Annotated in this window: 11 protein-coding genes and 1 pseudogene; 4 read left to right on the forward strand and 8 right to left on the reverse strand. The window is 60.9% G+C overall.

Annotation, left to right across the window (positions count from 1 at the left end):
• Positions 1 to 132: 132 nt before the first annotated feature.
• The 4 genes and pseudogenes from HV670_RS15665 to HV670_RS15680 form a co-directional block, all read left to right on the forward strand.
• Positions 133 to 1,467, forward strand: a pseudogene (locus HV670_RS15665) (MFS transporter); the annotation flags it as partial.
• A 345-nt stretch (positions 1,468 to 1,812) separates the two neighbouring features.
• On the forward strand, positions 1,813 to 3,279 hold the full coding sequence (locus tag HV670_RS15670; RefSeq protein ID WP_175105778.1) for a DUF3300 domain-containing protein: 1,467 nt from the start codon (positions 1,813 to 1,815) through the stop codon (positions 3,277 to 3,279).
• A 141-nt stretch (positions 3,280 to 3,420) separates the two neighbouring features.
• Entirely contained in the window at positions 3,421 to 4,371 is a 951-nt protein-coding gene (locus HV670_RS15675; RefSeq protein ID WP_175105713.1) for a DUF2950 domain-containing protein, read from the forward strand.
• Positions 4,372 to 4,634: 263 nt separating this feature from the next.
• Positions 4,635 to 5,909: an EAL and HDOD domain-containing protein gene (locus tag HV670_RS15680; RefSeq protein WP_175105714.1), complete on the forward strand. Its 1,275-nt coding sequence runs from the start codon at positions 4,635 to 4,637 to the stop codon at positions 5,907 to 5,909.
• 17 nt (positions 5,910 to 5,926) lie between these two features.
• Here the strand turns inward: HV670_RS15680 and HV670_RS15685 are convergent, their stop codons facing one another.
• The 8 genes from HV670_RS15685 to parA all read right to left on the reverse strand — a co-directional run bounded on the left by HV670_RS15685 (position 5,927) and on the right by parA (position 17,369).
• The gene (locus HV670_RS15685) at positions 5,927 to 6,775 is read right to left on the reverse strand and encodes an HTD2 family dehydratase (RefSeq protein WP_175105715.1); all 849 of its coding nucleotides are present in this window, start codon (positions 6,773 to 6,775) and stop codon (positions 5,927 to 5,929) included.
• Between the two features lie 587 nt (positions 6,776 to 7,362).
• Positions 7,363 to 7,779, reverse strand: coding sequence for a MarR family winged helix-turn-helix transcriptional regulator (locus tag HV670_RS15690; RefSeq protein ID WP_175105716.1), 417 nt, complete (start codon positions 7,777 to 7,779; stop codon positions 7,363 to 7,365).
• A gap of 64 nt (positions 7,780 to 7,843) precedes the next feature.
• Positions 7,844 to 8,257, reverse strand: coding sequence for a GNAT family N-acetyltransferase (locus HV670_RS15695; RefSeq protein WP_175105717.1), 414 nt, complete (start codon positions 8,255 to 8,257; stop codon positions 7,844 to 7,846).
• A gap of 312 nt (positions 8,258 to 8,569) precedes the next feature.
• A complete protein-coding gene (iaaH, locus tag HV670_RS15700) occupies positions 8,570 to 10,186 on the reverse strand; it encodes an indoleacetamide hydrolase (protein WP_175105718.1) in 1,617 nt (538 codons plus the stop codon).
• Between the two features lie 673 nt (positions 10,187 to 10,859).
• On the reverse strand, positions 10,860 to 12,065 hold the full coding sequence (locus HV670_RS15705; RefSeq protein WP_175105719.1) for a DNA-binding protein: 1,206 nt from the start codon (positions 12,063 to 12,065) through the stop codon (positions 10,860 to 10,862).
• A gap of 314 nt (positions 12,066 to 12,379) precedes the next feature.
• Positions 12,380 to 13,729: a replication initiation protein gene (locus HV670_RS15710; protein ID WP_175105720.1), complete on the reverse strand. Its 1,350-nt coding sequence runs from the start codon at positions 13,727 to 13,729 to the stop codon at positions 12,380 to 12,382.
• A 1,930-nt stretch (positions 13,730 to 15,659) separates the two neighbouring features.
• A complete protein-coding gene (locus HV670_RS15715) occupies positions 15,660 to 16,700 on the reverse strand; it encodes a ParB/RepB/Spo0J family partition protein (protein ID WP_175105721.1) in 1,041 nt (346 codons plus the stop codon).
• Between the two features lie 9 nt (positions 16,701 to 16,709).
• Entirely contained in the window at positions 16,710 to 17,369 is a 660-nt protein-coding gene (parA, locus tag HV670_RS15720) for a ParA family partition ATPase (RefSeq protein WP_175105779.1), read from the reverse strand.
• Between the last annotated feature and the right edge of the window lie 721 nt (positions 17,370 to 18,090).

Genomic DNA, 18,090 nt, shown 5'->3' on the forward strand with positions numbered 1-18,090 from the left:
GACGCCATCCGTGGGTCTGTCACGCGCCGGGGCTAGAATCGCGGACATCATCGGCGCGCGCGGCGAAACCTATCGCCATGTGCACCGGACCACGCTATTCTCAGGCGACTGCCGATCCGCCTCCTCTTCCAGATGACCGAGCTCTCACGCAGCGCCCCGACGCCATCTCACAGCCAGTACCAGTTGATGCGCGAACGTCGCTTCGCGCCGTTCTTCTGGACGCTGTTTCTCGGCGCGCTCAATGACAACATCTTCAAGGTCGGCTTTACCTCATTGCTGACCTTCCAGGCCGCACAGTTCGGCAACGTCGATCCGAAAAACGCGGCCTTCATCATCTCGGCCATTTTCATCCTGCCTTTCGTGCTGTTCTCGGCGACTTCGGGGCAGATCGCCGACAAGTACGACAAGGCCTCGCTGACACGACTGGTCAAGGTATTCGAGATCGGCATCATGCTGCTCGGCACAGCGGGATACGTGCTCCACGACGTCACGATTCTCTATGTCTGCACGTTCCTGATGGGCACGCATTCGACCTTGTTCGGACCCGTCAAGTACGCCTATCTTCCGCAGCATCTGCGCGAGGACGAACTCGTAGGCGGCAACGGCATCGTCGAGTCGGGCACCTCTATCGCGATCCTGCTCGGCACGATCGCAGGCAGCGAAGCAGCGAGAGTCGGCAGTCAGGGCACGCTCGTGTTGTCACTCGGCTGTGTCGGCGTCGCAGTGCTCGGGCGTGTCGGCGCGGGCTTCGTGCCGCGCTCCACCGCCGCCCAACCGGAGCTCGCGATCAACTGGAATCCGCTGACCGAAACCTGGCGAAACCTCGCGCTCGCGCGCGCCGACCGCACGCTGTTCGTCGGTCTGCTGGGCATCTCGTGGCTCTGGTTCGTCGGGGCCACCCTGCTGACCTCGTTCTTCAGTTTTGCCAAGGACAACCTGTTCGCGGATGCCGGTGTCGTCACGCTGCTACTGGCCACCTTCTCGGTCGGCATCGGCATCGGCTCGCTGCTGTGTGAACGACTATCGGGCCGCCGTGTCGAGCTCGGGCTGGTGCCTCTGGGCGCCATCGGCATGTCGGTGTTCGCGGCCGATCTCTACCTGGCTTCGAGACATGCGCCCACGGCCGATCACCTGCTCGGCTTCGTCGCCTTCCTCGGCGATGGAGCGCACTGGCGCGTGCTGATCGACCTGCTGTTGCTGTCCGTGTCGGGCGGGATCTACAGCGTGCCGCTCTATGCATTGATCCAGCACCGCAGCAAGGTGACTCACCGAGCGCGCATGATCGCGGCGAACAACATCCTCAACTCGCTGTTCATGATCGTGTCCTCGCTGATGGCGCTCGCGCTGACGGCGCTTCACTTCACCATTCCCGAACTCTATCTGACTACAGCAGTGCTGAATGTGGTCGTGACTTCCGGACTCTTTATCGCGGTACCGGAATTTCTCACACGATTCAAGGCGTGGATCGGCGGTGCGGCGGATAAAAAAACCGGCAACTCATAACGCAGAAATAGTGACGCAAAATCACCTGATTTTGTTGCCTGGCTAACTATTTCCGTGAGACACGGACTCTCACAAATACACGTCAAAATAAACTGCTCCTTGCATCGCTCGTTGCTTTTTTACTGCCACCGCTTATATTCCTGGCAGCTTGGCACTGCGCTCTTTTCGAGCGCGCGCAGCTATCGAGCGGCGTCGTCGCTTTTGTCGATGTCTAAGGAGCACACGATGACGAAATCCGTCACTTCGCATGCCAGATGGATCGGAAATGCAGTATTGAGTGGTCTTGTCGCGGCAGGCGCAATATGGGCGATGCATGCGATTCCGAGTTCAGATGCGCAGACCCCCACACCTGCGCCACCCGGCGCGCCCGCGGCCGCACCGGTCAGCGCTGCACCCAGGCTCGACGCCCAGCAACTCGACGCGCTGACCGCGCCGATCGCACTCTATCCGGACGCGCTGCTCGCCCAGGTGCTGATGGCAACGACGTTTCCGGACGACCTCGTCGCCGCCGCCGCATGGTCGAGGCAGAACCCAAAGCTCACCGGCGACGATGCCGTTCGCGCGGTTTCGTCGACGGCCTGGGATCCAAGTGTACAGTCGCTGGTTGCATTTCCGCAGGCGCTCGCGACAATGTCACAGAAGCCCGACTGGGTCAGCAACATCGGGCAGGCTTTCCTTGCCCAGCCGAACGACGTGATGGACTCGGTCCAGCGCCTGCGCAATGCGGCATACAAGGCAGGCAACCTGTCGACGTCGTCGCAACAGAAAGTCGTCGTGCAACCCGCCACGACGACGACCAGCACGATCGTGATCGAACCGGCCAACCCGCAGGTCGTCTATGTGCCGACCTATAACCCGACGGTGGTCTACGGACCCTGGCCCTACCCGACCTATCCACCCGTCTATATGCCGCCGCCGCCCGGCTATGTGGTCGGCACGGCACTCGTCAGCGGACTCGCGTTCGGCGCCGGCGTCGCCATTACCCATTCACTGTGGGGCGGGTGTGACTGGGGTCGCAACGACGTCAACGTGAACGTGAACCGCTACAACAACATCAACGTGAATCACAAGATCAACGCAAGCCGCACGACGGCGAACTGGGACCGGTCGACGGCGGCCGTGAACCGGAATCGCAATGTGGCGAATACCAACCGGCTGCAGGGCGGTGCCGCGAACCGCCCTGCAGGGGGTGTCGCCCATGCCGTCGGCGATGCGAAAGCCGACCGCAGCGCATATCGAGGACGCGACAACGCGCAGCGCGACCAGGCCCGTAACACCCTCAGCCAGCGCACGGGTCAGAATTTGAACAGCCCCGCGACCGACCGCGTGCAGAACATCCGTCAGGGAGGCAATGCGAAGGATGGCCTCGCAAATAGTGGCCACGGTGGCGCACAGGGTTCGACCCATCGCGATATCGACAACCGCGCGCAGAACATGAACCGCGACAACGCACTGCGCGATGCAGGTAACGGCAAAGCAAGCCGGCAGAGCGTCGAACGCGGACAGCAAAGCCGTAGTGCGGCGGCGTCACGCGCCCCCCAGACCGCGAGCCTTCGCGGGAGTGGCCCCGGTGGCAATGTCGCAAGGCCGGCAGGTGGCGCACCGGCGGATGGACGCGCGCACGGAGCGGGCGGTGCGCCTGGTGCACACGTGGCGGGGGGTGCGCATGGTGCGGGCGGTGCACACGGGGCGGGGGGTGCGCACGGCAGTGGCTTGGGCGGCGGGGGCGGTCATGATGGAGGAGGCCATGGTGGTGGCGGCGGCCTGCGCCGATGAGGCTTCGACCTAGAACCTAAGGCTTCGGGCTGAGGCTGAGGCTGAGGGTGAGGGTGAGGCTGAGGCTGAGGGCTGAGGCTGAGCAAGCAAGACGCGGCTACCCTGCCGCGTAAAACATGATTCAAATGCAAGGAGTGTCCCATGACCCGGTTTCGGCCATCCTATGTACGATTCCGCGAGCCGCGAAACACCTCGCGCCCAGCGGCGATGCTGACGGCACTCGCCACGATTGCCGCACTCTCCGGGATGGCCGGCAACGTAAGTGCGCAGGCGGTGTATCCCTCACCCGAGCAGGCGGCCGAGGCGTTGCAGCAAGCCATCGCCCTGGACGACGACGACGCCCTCAAAAAAGTGCTGGGTGCGAACTATGTGAATTTCATACCGGTGGGTTCGGTGGGTGAAGACGACATCTATGCCTTCCTCGGCGCCTACGCCAAACATCACGAGGTCGTCAGAAAGGGGGAGGACGTCGCGCATCTTCAAGCGGGCGATTCGGGCTGGACGCTGCCCATTCCAATCGAAAAAACATCGAAAGGCTGGCACTTCGAAGTCAAGCAGGCCCACGACGAAATGGCTGACCGGCGCATCGGCCGCAATGAACTGTCCGCGATCCAGACCGTGCTTGCGATCGGCGATGCGCAGCGCGATTTCGCCGCCGCGCAGGGCTCGACCGTCTATGCACAGCGCTTCGTCAGCCATCGCGGAAAGCGGGACGGCCTCTACTGGCCAGTCGGGAAAGACGAACCCGAGAGCCCGCTAGGCGCGCTCGCCGCCGTGATGGATCCCACCGCTGCGCCAGGCCAGGCCTATCATGGCTATCACTACCGGATCCTGAGCGCACAGGGAACGCATGCGCCGGGCGGTGCGCGCAGCTATATCGATGCCGGCAAAATGAGTGGCGGATATGCCGTGCTTGCGTGGCCAGCCAAATATGGCGACACAGGTGTCATGACGTTTGTCGCCGGCAGCGACGGCAAGGTATATCAACGAGATTTCGGATCGCAATCGGCATCTGCCGCCGCCCGCATCAAGACATTCGATCCGGGTCCTGGCTGGGAAGCGGTTCCCGATACCGCGCTTTCGGCTCAATAGGCGCAATAACAGCTTCGATACGCGCTATTCAGCACCGGTAATGATTGAAAAGGGGGAGGCGCCCCGTTGCGGTATATGGATCACAATGCGAAGTAATACAATCGCTCGAATAGCGCGATACCGCCAAATTAATTCAATCTACGATCGTTCTCGTCAATACAGCATAATCTGTCTTGAGTGATACCGTCGACAGACCATCGGTGTACTGGCATTTTCCATTACGCCAACCCCGCGGAGCGCCACTCCGCATTGTCTATTCGAATATGCACGATTCCTCTACGGCGCCGAACCTGCCCAGTCCGGCCGCGCACGACCGCGTCTATCTTGGCCGCCAGCCCATCGTGGACCGTAACGGTGCGCTGCAGGCCTTCGAACTGCTGTTTCGAAGCGATGCAATCAATCGCGCGTCGGTCGTCGACGACGTGGAAGCGACCGCGCACGTGCTCGCGCGCACCTTTGTCGACGTAGGCATCGTGTCCGCGCTTGGACCTCATCCGGGCTACGTCAATGTAAGCCGCGCTCTGCTCGACGACGACGTCGTCAGCCTGATTCCGTCCGACCGGTTCGTTCTCGAGGTGCTCGAGGGCGTGACGTTCGACACGGCATTGTTTGAACGCTGCGCACAATTGCGGCGCGAGGGTTTCCGTTTTGCTCTCGACGACGTGACGCGCTGGTCCGACGCGATCGAAGCGATTCTGCCGAATATCGATATCGTCAAGATCGATCTGCTCTACTGCGCGCCCGACCACCTCGACGAGCTCGTCAGGAAACTGAGGCCTTACAACAAGATCCTGCTGGCCGAGAAAGTCGAGACGCGTTCGGCTCACGATCGTGCGATGGAACTTGGCTTCGATTTGTTCCAGGGATACTACTTCGCGCGCCCGCAGGTGCTCGTTTCCCGGCGCACCGAAGCACCGCGCCATGCCTTGCTGCGCTTGCTCAAGCTATTGAGCGGCGAAGTCGCGATCGGCGATCTTGAAAACGAATTGAAAGCAAACCCGGCGCTCGTGATGCAGTTGTTGCGCCTCGTCAATTCCACGGCCTTCGGATTGGGGCGGCCAATCGCTTCACTGCGCGAAGCGATCATGGTACTCGGCACGAAGCAGATCTCACGATGGGCCCAGTTGCTCCTGTACGCGGATGGCCGCAATCTGCCGCTCGCGTCGAACCCGCTCGTGGTGCATGCAGGCACGCGCGCGCGCTTCATGGAACTCGGGGCGGGGCTGCTCTGGCCTGCTGACGAACCGCGCCTCGACGCGGCGTTCATGACAGGTGTCTTTTCGCTGATCGATGTCGTGTTCGGCGAACCGATGCCCGAGCTGCTCGACAAGTTGCAGCTGGCGCCGCCTATCGAACAGGCTATCCGTTCGCGCACCGGTGAGCTGGGTCAACTCCTCGCGGCCGCTGAAGCGATCGAACTCGGCGACGCCGGGGCAATCGAGCGCGCCTGCGCGAATTTGCCGGAACTCACGCCCTACCTGGCGTCGCATATCGGGTTGGCCGCGGCCAAGTGGTTCGCCGAGCGCATGGCCGAGTAGACCACGCGCCCGACAAGCTAACCGAAGGTCGCAAGCGCATCCATCGCGAGCGATCCATCCTTCTTCTGCGCCCATAGTCGGGCTTCACCGACCGAACGCCGCTGGCCACAGACCAGAAAAGGCTCATTGTCGAACAGCGGCCCGACAGCACGGAACTCAAGCGTCTGCAACCGTCGCGCGGGCAGATGATCGCGCAGCGAATCGACGAGCAGCGTCGCCACGAGCGGCGCATGCACCATCAACCCGGGGTAACCTTCTTCGGTCGTCGCGTAGGTCCGATCGTAGTGGATCCGGTGTTGGTTGAAAGTCAGCGCCGAGTACTGGAACAGCAACACGGGATCGACCTGCATCTCGTCGGCCCAGTCATGCTCGCCGGGGGCCAGCCGCACGGACGCCGGCAATTCGCCCGGTACAGGGCGGTCGCGGTACACGATGTCGTGATCCTCGACGACCGTCATGCCGCTCTGGTTGCGGTATTCGCGCCGAAGGCGCACGAACAGCAACGGTTCACCCGTACGCCCGGTCTTCTCCGCGATGTCGACTACGCGCGAGGTCCGTTCGACGTTGTCGCCGATCCGGATCGGCAGGTTGAACTTGAGCTTGGCGCCCGCGAACAAGCGCCGTGGCAAATGCACCGGCGGCAGAAAACCGCCGCGGCGCGGATGGCCGTCGGGGTCGAGCTCCGAGCGGCGTGTGACCGCGGGAAAGTAGAGCCAGTGACGCAGCAAAGGCAATGGGTCACCATCCGTGAGCCGCGGTTCCTGACGGTCGAGCGCCGCCGCCAGCACGGCCGGCGGGGTCGGTCCGATCTCATCGAAGCCGCGCTCGCTGCGTCCGACCCATTTGCGCAAATAATCGATATCCATCTACCCCGTCTCCACTTCCCTAACGTCCTTCTTTGCGGTATCCGATCATCTGGGCGAGATTACATATGCACAGCGCCGGCAAGATTACCTGAATGTCTCGTATTGTGACGGCGATCGCCCTGTCGAGGCCAGTCCTTCGAACGGCTTTCCTCAAGATTGACACAACCCATCGTGGAAACGCACAGGGGGAAGCTGTCTAGCGATCGAGCGATAGGGTGAGAACGAACAGGGACCAGCGAGAGCATATGCCGTGCGGACGCAGATCGGCTTGGACGCAAATTGAGGTGAGCTTCAATAGGGAACTTGGGATCCCGGCACCCCGCAAAAACCCTCGAAAACATAGCGGGAACGGGCTTTGAGGTGAAAAAAGGGGGGGGAAATCCTTCACCTTTGGGCAAGGTGAGTCATGTCGAGTCGTCCTGCTCACCGTTGACGGACATAACGGTGAGATCGAACAGGGAACTTGCGGCTTACCTTCAAATTCGCTCACGCATTCGCGGATTGCATGACACAGAAGCCAATGCGCAGTGAGCGGCTACAGCGATGACGCGTTTTAGTTAGGGAAACAACTATAGGAATGAATAAAATCAGCCCAGTGTCGCGCGAATCTCTCGAAGCTGGGCGACCGTTCCTTCGAATGTCTCGGCACCGATCAAGCCCTTGATTCGGCGCGTCGTGGCCGCGCTCGCCGCCGTCAGCGAACGCTCGATCGTCCTGGCAGCGGCAGTCGGATGCACGCACGATTCGCGTCCGTCCGCACCCGATGGATGCCGCTCGACCAAACCCTTGCCGGCAAGACTATCGAGCACGCGCGTCGCCGTTGGACGAGCAATGCCGAGGATCTCGGCAAGCTCCCGGTGCAAGGCGCCCGGCCGCGCAAGAATCGCCCTCAGCATGAACGCCTGGGGCGGCGTCAGGCTGAACGGCTCGAAGGTGCGGGTCCACTCGCGCTCGACGACTCGCGCCAGGGCGGTCGTATTGAAGTAAAGACAATGATCAAACATGCTGCACAGCCTAGTACGTCATCGTTAGCTTTACAACTTTATTTGCCATGAGCGACAAAATTCGTTACCGCAGGCTTTCGGTCGCCGCGATGATGTACGCATTCTCATGCCGCGTGAAACCGACCCTCGGATAATAGTCGACCGCCTTCGGCGCCGACAACAGGATCAGCTTGGCCTTCGGCCCGAGCGCCGCCTGCGTGAGGCGGATCAGTTCACGACCGATGCCCGCGCGCTGCATGCCCGCATCGACGGCGAGATCGGACAGATAACAGCAGTACGCAAAATCGGTGACCGAGCGAGCCACCCCGACGAGACGGTCGCCGTCCCACGCGGTGATCAACAGGTTCGCGTTCGCCAACATCGCGTCGATACAGGCAGGGTCGTCGATCGGGCGGCGTTCACCGAGCGTCGAACGCGAGAGCAGGTCGATAAATTCGTCGCGACCGATCCGGCGGTCGCGAGCGTAAGTAATGGGCATCCGACGTCCTTGCAGTGGGCGCGGCAACCCGCGCGGCGCCGACGAAGACCGGCGGCTTCACGATTGTCGGGCGCACGGGGGTGAATTGCAAACCCCTTTGTCCGGCGGTCAGGACGTGGTGCGGCCAAGGTGAGGAGATACAGGGTACTTGGCCGCGAAACTGGCGCCCATACCCTCGTCCCCCGCCCGCTCGCCCGTCCTTTTGCTCATCAACTGTAACTGGACTGGACGCAGCCGCACATGGCTTGACATCGCGGCTTGCGCCAGGAGCCCGCTCATGACTGGCCGGCACCCGGCGGAGCTCACACGCCGCTATGCGGCCAGTTGCGGGGGTGCGATCGAGCCGAGAATCGACTCGATCGTCAGCCCAAGGCTGAGCAGCGTGCGGTCGCTGCCCGCGGGACCATCGATGCTGAGTCCGACCGGCATGCCCGCCGCCGACAGTGCAACCGGAAGCGAGAGCCCCGGCAAGCCCGCGCAGGAGCCCGGGTCGACATTGCGGGTCAGCGCGTTGAGCGCGGCCTGTGAGCCGCCGGGCTGGGGTGTCCCGTCGATCGACAGCGCGCCCGAATACGACGGATCGATCAGCGGCGCGGTGACCGGCACCGTCGGAAACACGATTGCCTGGACGTTCTGCGCGCTGAAATAGTCGGCATACGCCCGCACCAGATTCGGCCGGCCCACGGTGAGCGCTTTCAGATACTGATCGCGTGTCACGTTCTTGCCGGACTTCAGGAGCGCCTGGACATCGGGGCTCTTCACCTGCGCGAGGACATCCCAGAATGAATGTGGCGCACCTGTCTCCCAGAGATATCCCGGAAAATCCATGTAGAGCTCGAACATTGTCAACGAGGTCGAGGTGCTGCGTGTGAGCGTGCCGATGTCCGGAAGGTCCGCCTCGACGAGCGTGACGCCTCGTGACTTGAGTTTGTCGAGCGCATTCTGGCAAAGCGTGGCCACTTCGTGATCGACCCCGCTCCAGAAGTAGTCGCGGGGAACGCCGAGGCGAATCTGCGTGGCGGGCAACCCCTGCACGGTGGTCTCGTCGCCGCTCAATGCCGAGTCGATCAGCACGATATCCGCCACGCTGCGCGCCATCGTCCCGACCGTATCGCGCGTATGGGATACGGGCGCGACACCCACGGTCGAATAGCGCCGCTCCTTGCCGCCGTTGCCCACGCTCGGGCGCAGCCCGGCGACGCCGCACAGCGCAGCCGGCACGCGCAACGAGCCCGTCGCATCGGTGCCGAGCCCGACCGGCGCCATGCGCGCGGCGAGCGCGGCCGCGGTCCCGCCGGATGCACCGCCCGGAATCCTATTTAGGGCATAGGGATTCTGGACTGCGCCGAACGCCGCGTTGTTGCTCGTCACGCCGAGGCCGAGTTCATGCATATTGGCCTTGCCGATCAGAATCGCGCCCTTTGCGAGCAGAGTCTGCAGGACCGGCGCGCTGACCGTCGGCGTGAAATCGCGCAGGCCAGGTGTGCCCGAACTGGTCGGCACGCCAGCGGTATTGATGTTGTCGTTGATGATGAGCGCCAGACCGGCCAGCGCTCCGAGCGGCTTGTTCGCGCTTCGCGCGGCATCGATACGGCGTGCCAGATCGAGCGCCCCCGTATCGTTGAGGGTGATCAGGGCATTGAGCGATTGTTGCGACTGCGCGCGATCGAGCAGCGCGGCAATATAGCTTTCGGTGCTCAAGTGCCCCTGCTGCATCTGCGCGAGGGCTTCGCTCGCGCTCAGGTCAGCTTGATGGCCTGAGCGCGCGGTTCGGTGTGTCGTGCCGGCCACACTCGGCGCGGTAGCCGACTCCGGCGGCACACAGCCGCTTAGCAGAGTCGAGGTAGACGAGACGACGGCCAGTGCCCCGGTCGTCTTCAACGCGGCGCCGATAAATTCGCGGCGGCCTCGTGGCTGCTTCAATTTCATCAGTGTCTCCGAGAAACCTCGGCCTTCAGGCCGGGCAGGTAAGGAGACGGCTTTGGTGTAGTTTCCGTGCACCAGTTGATAGTCTCAAAAATGTCCATGGCATGGTGTGAACCATGGACACTAGGCGTGCGGACCGATTCCGGTTCCAGCCCGATGTCCGAGCACGAAGTGATTCTTGCCCGGAGGTTTGGATTTTTGGCCGCTGGACTGGCGGTGTCAGCCCATGGAGAAAGCGTAAGTCCCATGTCTCTTCGAGATGATGTTGGGTTGCATTCGTTGAAGTGGGAATCCCCCTTCCCTCAGGTAGGGGGGATGTCAAGAACTCTCCAGACAACAAGCGCTATGGATGCGCATAAACACCGTGTAGAGAGTATCACCCACCCGAGAGGTTCCTTGCTCGTGACCATTTTGGCCGGGGCTCATGGTGGATTGGCCGGGCCTGCCAGGCAAACCTTGCCCGATCGGCCTCCAAGTTCCCTGTTCGGTCTCACCATGAAACGCAAACTCGAGCGCAAGCGCCAAGATCCCCGAATCGTCTCACCTTGATGGCAGGTGAGGATCGAGGAATCTTGCCAACGCGTGCGAGGCGATCGTGTCGAGCGCATCGGAGTCCAGTGGTATGCGCGCGAACCGTCATCCATGCCGAACGAACACGCTGTGCGCTGTGGCCCGGCTATACCGGACGCACGACCTGTCTGGTGGACAGGGAAAACTGAGCCGCCGCTGCGACTCGTGACACCGCGGGTCCCGATGCATGATCGCAGTCGGGGCAGCGCAGTTCAAACACACCGTTATCGTTCGACAGTTCGGGCTCTCCCTCGCCGCAGGCCGGGCAGACACGCACCGGCAGCGCAAAGCCGTCGACCAGCGTGCCCAGCGCAGTCAGCTCATCAGGCTCCAGCCGATTGCTCGACGCCAACGACGCGAGCATCGCACCGATCGCGGCCGGCAAGCCATTCTGCCGATCGGCCAAGGCGAGTTCGCGATGCAGCGCGGCAATTTCATCGGCCTGTCGGCTGGACAGCGCATCGAGCGTATCGATACGCCCCTTGGCGACGCTCAGTTGCTGGATGAAGTCGTACTCGCGTCTTGCCAGGTCGCGGCCGCCCGATTCGTAGGTCGAGGCCATCCCGCGCAGGGTGTCGAGTTCAAGCAACAGGGGTTTGACGCGTCGTTCGGCGTCGGTCATCGCGTCCTTGATCTGCGCGGCATAGGACTCGGCGTTCGCCTGAAGCGTCGCACGCAGCGCGAGCAACTCGGTCTGGGATGTCTGGTATTCGGAGCGCAGTCGGGTTAGTTCGACACGCAGCGCATCATTGTCGCGATCGAGCAAGGCCTGGAGCGAGTGGGAATCGGTGCGGGTCGCGGCAGCGGCATCGTGCTCGAAATCGAGCCGATGTTCGAGCGCCCGCTTCTCTGCGATCGCCGTCGTCAGCGACTCGCGGGCTTCACGCGCGGCCTCGACCGCGAGATCCCGTTCGACCAGGGCCCGCCGCAAGGCGTCCTCTAGTGCATCGCGGGCCTCCTTGAGCGCGCGGCGATCGGCATCGAGTTGCGAGCGGGCGGTGTCGATCGCGCTTCGGTACAGTTCGCCGAGCAGCGCGCCCGCGGCCTGTTCGAGCTCGGCCGGAATGGCCCCCACCCCTGCTCGGGCCACTGCGGTCTGGCGCAGCTTTTCCCAGAAAACATCGATGTCCTTGGGGATGTCGCCAGCGCTCCCGACACCTGTCAATTCGCGCACAGTCACGACGGACGGCCGAACGGCATGATCGAGAAACAAGCGCTGGCATGCGTGCAGCGAAAGCTCCCGCCGACGACCGCCTGCTCGCTTGAGTTCAGCGATCTCGCGGCGAATGGCTTCCTTTGCGTCCGCATTCATACGCGGCCCCTTTGTTTCATTTCAACTGAAACCTATTACGTAATAAAAGATACGTTTTTGGCCAAGCACTCGAAGAATGAAGCTTTCTCACAGGATTCTCGAGAATTGCACACGATCGCTTGATTCTCGTCCCATTCTTCCGTGAAACATTTGCGCTGAAATCGCTGAGCGCCTTATTCGTCGCTGCTTACAGAGATTCCCTCAACTTTTCCCAATGTTTCACGAGTGAAGCGTCTCGCTGCCTTCATGAGGCTCAGCTGTTCGCTTCATAGCCTCTTCCTAGTCCGCTTCACACTGCCGCCTCAGCCCCCTTCTCACAGCTCGCTTTCTGCAAATGCAAGCAGGTCCTTGTCGCTTGCGTCGCCCCACAACCGGCTCGCGAGCCATGCGAAGAAGCCCGTTTGGGCGACCTTCGAATGAAGTCCATTGCGGCGCAGCGCCGCTGCGATCATGCGGGGCGCTTCCGGCTCATACTCGAGCAGCAATGCGTCGCGCTGCTGGGGATCGATTTCGTTGAAATAATCGGTCGCTTCGCGGGAGCGCTTGGCCGCATAGCGTTCCCGCAGAGTCGGGCCGCGTTCGACGGCCGGGATGACATCTTCGGCGGCTGCCGTCGTCGCGAGCGTCTTGCGCGCGACATCGCGCGGCGAAGCGTAGCGGTTGCGCAACGCGGACTTGAAGTAGGCCGCGGGGGAGTCGAGCGGGGGTGCCTTGGTGCTGCGCACGCGCTCCTCGACCAGATCGAGGGTGGCACGCAGCGTCGCGTCGTCATGCGAAACGAAGATCGCGGTCGCTTCTTCCTGCGCAATGCCGAGCTGCATCAGGCGTTCGATCATCGCCGCGTCGATCAGCGGGGGGGCCGGCAAGTCCAGCGCAGGCTGTTCGTTGAGCCGGATGCGAAACTGCAGGTCGACCACCTTGCGACCCAGCTTGTGCTCGAGCAGCTCGACTTCGATATCGGTTACCGCGTTGATCTCGGCAATCGAGGTCTTGAGCACGTCACGCTTGAAATACTTGTATTGGGGCAGCCCTTCTGTGACCGGGTTGCCCGACAGCGCTCCGTACCACCATTCCCAGCGTTCGCGCGAGCTCAGCCGCGACGGATTGGTCGCAAAACGACGGCAGATTTCATAGAGCGCGAGGCTCGCCCCGCTGCGCAACATCGTCTGGTAGTAGATCGACAGCTTGGTGTACGCGCCTGGATTCATCACCAGGTTCGCCACTTCGGGCGGAAAGGCAAACCCGAACCACACACGGCCACCACGCCGCTTGAGGCCCGCCGAGTTGACGATCTTCACGCTCGAGACGAGCCGCTCGCTCGTCCACTGCTTCTCGTCTTCCATGTAGATGCGGATATCCTGCAACTCCTGGACGCTTTTTTTCAGGAGTTCAGTATCCTTGCTGTCGTACGCCGCATCGCGTGCGAGGTCCGTCAGCGGAATCCAGAAATACTTCTGGGCAACAGGGGTGTCGAGGGGCGCGTTCTGGCCCGGCACGCCGAGCTTCTGCGCGTGATAGACCATCAGGTTGAACGTCTTGCGCGAAAGCAGCGACAGACGGCCTTCGGAGACCCGGAGCCCGATGGCTTCATTGGTCTTTCTGAATTCGAGGGCCGATCCGCCAGTGGTCAGCTCGGTCGCCTGCTTCGGTTTCGCCTTAACCATTGCGCAAAGTGAATCGTGAGTTTCACCAATGATGTACCAAAGGTGAAGGGCTTGCAATCACCTTTAAGCCATTGATTTCACGTCAGTCTTGTTTCGAGGCAGAGTTCCCTGAACTCTCTCACCTGAGAATGAAGGCAACCACGCGGGTTTGCGGACGAGGTGAGCCAAAGTACCCTGAAAATTCTCACCATTGCAAAAATTTTTGGCCGAACGCGGGAGGCCACGTTCAGCGCAGGGCAGAAAAGGGGTCCCTGTTGAGCCTCACATATGGGGCTAAAGGTCCCTGTGTCCACCCACCGAAGTCCCCGAGCCGACTCACCACGACCCGCAAACTAACCCGGCGCGGCTCACCGAGTACCCTGTTGAGCCTCACTTCCTTACCTGTCGCGGCTCACCATAGCGCCCGGAAAGCCTTGCTGGTATTGGGTTTGCGGGGTCGTTAACGTTTTTAAGGTTTACAAGTGTTTACTTTTAATTCTCTCAAGCGACCCAGCGAGTTCCCTGAAAAGCCTCACCAACGCTGGCAAGCTCAAGCCCTAGCGCAAACAACCCGTTGAAAACAAAGACGTTTTCCAAGAGTCCGTTCCCTGGAAAGCCTCACCTTTAGCCGTTTGACTGGCCGTTTCGGGCTTCTCAGCGCAGGGAACAGGACGTTGAACGACGATTGCCTCGCTTTGCATCCCTGTCCGAGCTCACCATGGAGGGCGATTTCGTCGCTTTGGTGCCTTCAGATCTCTCCGTTTGGACATTTTTCGTAGGTCATTCGGAAGCAAAGGCGCTGGGAAGCTCCTAAGCAGGCTGAGAGGCACTGAATTCAGGAGAGAGGGTTTTATGTCCCTGCATCGGCTCACCCAACGGCTTTTTTCTCCATGTATTCAAGCGTCCGGCGAGCGGCAGCGGGATCCGTTTTTGCCCGTCTACGTGCGGTGGCCATCTTGATTTCGGTCTCGCTCGAAGGGAAATGACGGTTCGAACGGGTCCGGAGCGCGAGCGAAAAACATCCCCGATTCCTCTCACCTTAGCCCGATTCAGGCTCCCTGCTCAATCTCACCTTTACCTCTTTTGTGGGCGCTTACTGTCGGTGAAAGCTAGTTTGGGCATATATGGTGAGATCTATCAGGGTACTTCTCCCGTGACGCTGGAAAGATCCCCGAGGAAGCTCACCTTTGGGCTGTCTGCCCACGGCACCCGAAGCTGGGGATGTTGTTCGAAGGCTCTGCCCTGCCCTGAGCGGGAGAGTTGGGGAAGGCAACAGAGCAAGCGGGCGCCGAATGATCCTCGACGACGGTCGAAATTGCGGCGGCCGGAATCGTTACCGCCGGCTGCAATGAGTTGCCGGTCATCGTGTATTGCTGGTTGCTGATAGTCCAGGGCCCATAGCCACTCGGCCACACCGCTATCGAGCTATCCAAACATTCGGTCACCCTGCCTCTCGGCTTCCCCGCTACCCACTCCCCCACTCGGCACTCCGCACTCCCCAGTCCCCACTCCCCACTCCCCACTCCCCACTCCCCACTCCCCACTTCCCGGCGTTCCGGCGTTCCGGCATCCCAGTCAGCCCTAAGCCATTCGGTTACCTTGTGGTTCGGCTACCCTCCCCCACGAAGGCGCAAATGGCTCACCGCATACCAACCGGCCTCGGGCATGATCAGTTTCAGCCAACACGAAATCGAACTTTGCAGGTCGAGCCCGGTCCTCGGAGCCGGTTTTTTGGCGTGCCGATAGACTCGTGGTCTCCATCGGAGACCTGCGGTGTAACCAGGAAAGGGAAAGATGCGATACCCGCGATCGTCGTCCGATCAGGTGGATAGGCTGGGAGACCGACTAGGTGAGACTATGCAGGGATCTCGCCACGGTATCGGGCGATGCATTTGTCGCGCATAGCGCGGGCAGATGAGCGTCACCTACCCGGCTTGCGCTCAGAGACGTCCTAGGAAGGATCGACTTCGGACAGCGTGAAGCGTCGTTTGAGTTCTTCAACGAGAGCGTCGCGCTCTTTCGAATCGGGCAGCCGGACCTCGAAGGCGACCTTGCCTGAATCCCATTCCTTGATAAAACCTACCTGGGCGTCACCCGACCGGATCTTGTATTGCCGGCTCACCTCTTTCGGCTTCCGCACGGGTTTCGACTGCCTTTTCTTGCGCAGGCTTTCCAATTCGCGGCTGCTCAGGTCTTCGTCGACGACTCGTTGCATCAGAGACATCACCTCGTCCTCGGTCGCGGACTTGGCAAAGAGGAACATCTCGTAACCGACGGCAACCCCGAACTTCGCGGGGTGCTCGCGCAATCTGTCGAGTGCGGCAGGCGGCAATTTGAGCAGCGCCAAAGTCTTGTTGACGGTGCCCCACGAGAGACCCGTCAACTCAACCAGCGCTTCTTCCGTATCCACCTTCTTTTCGGTCAACAGACGCTGCCAGGCCAGAGCGTTATCGAGAGACGATTGCGCATTGCGCTCGGCATTGAGAAGAAAGCTCAGCCGGTAAAGCTCGAGATCGGTGCTGATCGGCTCAATCAGGCACTCGATTTCATTTTTTCCTGCCGCTTGAATTGCTCGTTTTCGATAGTGACCGTCGATGAGAATGAAATAGCCCGGTCGGTGCCAATCTTCACAAGCAAGCGCTGGTACGCGTTGACCGTGCGTGGCGATCGAGGCGGCCCGTTCTTTAATGACGTCAGGGTTGTAGATCTGTCGGGCGTTAAAGGGATTATCAATCACGCGGTCGAGAGACAACTTCATGAGGGTGCGCCCTTCCGCCTTTGTGGGCACGGGTTCCGGGCTAAACGGAGCCTCACTTTCAGCGCTGAAAGTCGTCGACGCTCCACGACTAACGCCTGCGAATGCGCCTGCGAGGCCGGACGGCGCACGCTCCATTGCGGCCTCCGCAGCGGCGAAACGCTTTTCTACGGAATCAGCTTCAGCGCGCATCGACGCACGAAGGAGGTCACGGCGGTTTTGTGATTTAACTGTCATATCGGGGCTCTAATGATTGACGAGTTCAAGGACTTCGTCGACAAGCGCGTCGACCTCCGAAATAGCGTCTTTCGCACGGGAGACGTGGTGCACGGTGGCTCCCATCAGTTGGCATTCGCGATACGCGGAGCGAGATCCGAGCCATGCTTTGAGTAAAGGAATTTCGTTGTCTTCGGCGAGCACGCCTAAGGTATCGCGCGCAAGTGTTGTGTTTTTTTGCACCATGTTTGGTACAAGGCGAATCTTCAAACCCTCGTTGGTTGCTTGGGCCTGCGCGGCAAGCTGCTTGGCTGCGACGACGGCCCACATATCGGCAGGGGCGGGGACGACAGGAATGAGAGAAAGGTCTGCTACGAGCATCGCACTCGAGGGCGACGGCGAATGGACCGCAGGCGGGCAGTCGATCACGATGAAATCGTAGTTTTCGATCTGACTACGGACCTCGCGATGCATCTTGCCGCCCATCATCGCGAGGTTCGAGAGCGTTGCAGGGAACGGTGTATCGTCGGTCGCCTGAGATGCCCAGCGGGTCGCGGTGCCCTGTTCATCCATATCGATGACGAGAACGCGGCTTCCACGCAGACCCAGTGTTCCGGCCAATTGCATCGAGACTGTCGTTTTTCCGCATCCGCCTTTTTGATTGAACACGGCAATTACCTTTGCAACCATGAGTTCCCCTTGAGCTACTTTCAGCGCTGAAAGTACGTCTATAGCGTGGCTAGTACTGTATGGGTCATCCATGTAAAAGTCAAAGTTATAGATATTTATTCTTGTGTGAGTTGGATATTTTGTGTCGGAGGAGCGATGACAAGGTCGGGGAAACTCATCTTTGGAGACGCCGCATGTGTGGAATGCGCGAAAAAGGGGTTTCACGCGTTCGGATGCCTTCGGACATGCTTACCCCTTGGCTTGTGTCAGAGAGCGGCGTAGCGAGCGTTCTAGGAGTTCGCTTTTTTCGGCGATTCGAAAAATCTTCCGGCGAATAGAACGTCGTTCGAACCCTGGATGCCCCCAACGTGCTTTCTGATGAGGGTCCTTGAATTGCTCAGATCGAGGGTGACTGAGCACGCACCCCGTGGAAGACGCCATCGTATGTCGGCACGAAGAGTCAAACATCAAAAACAGGGAATGCTAAACGTGCAGTGCCGCCCGTTTGTTTCGGTACCTCATGATCGAGGTCCTGCTCCCGCGGAATCAATTCGAAGATTGATGCGCGGCAGAGCGGCAAAGTAATGCGTCATTGGCGCGCACCTCAGCCACTCTGCACGTCCCTAAGTCTCTAAGTCTCTAAGTCTCTAAGTCTCTAAGTCCCGTCGACTGGCACGAGCGCAGCCATCGGACGTCCGCATCCACTTTCAGCGCTGAAAGTAACTCACGTACCAAAGCGTTG

This window comes from Pararobbsia alpina (assembly GCF_902859895.1).
GTDB classification, from domain to species: domain Bacteria; phylum Pseudomonadota; class Gammaproteobacteria; order Burkholderiales; family Burkholderiaceae; genus Pararobbsia; species Pararobbsia alpina.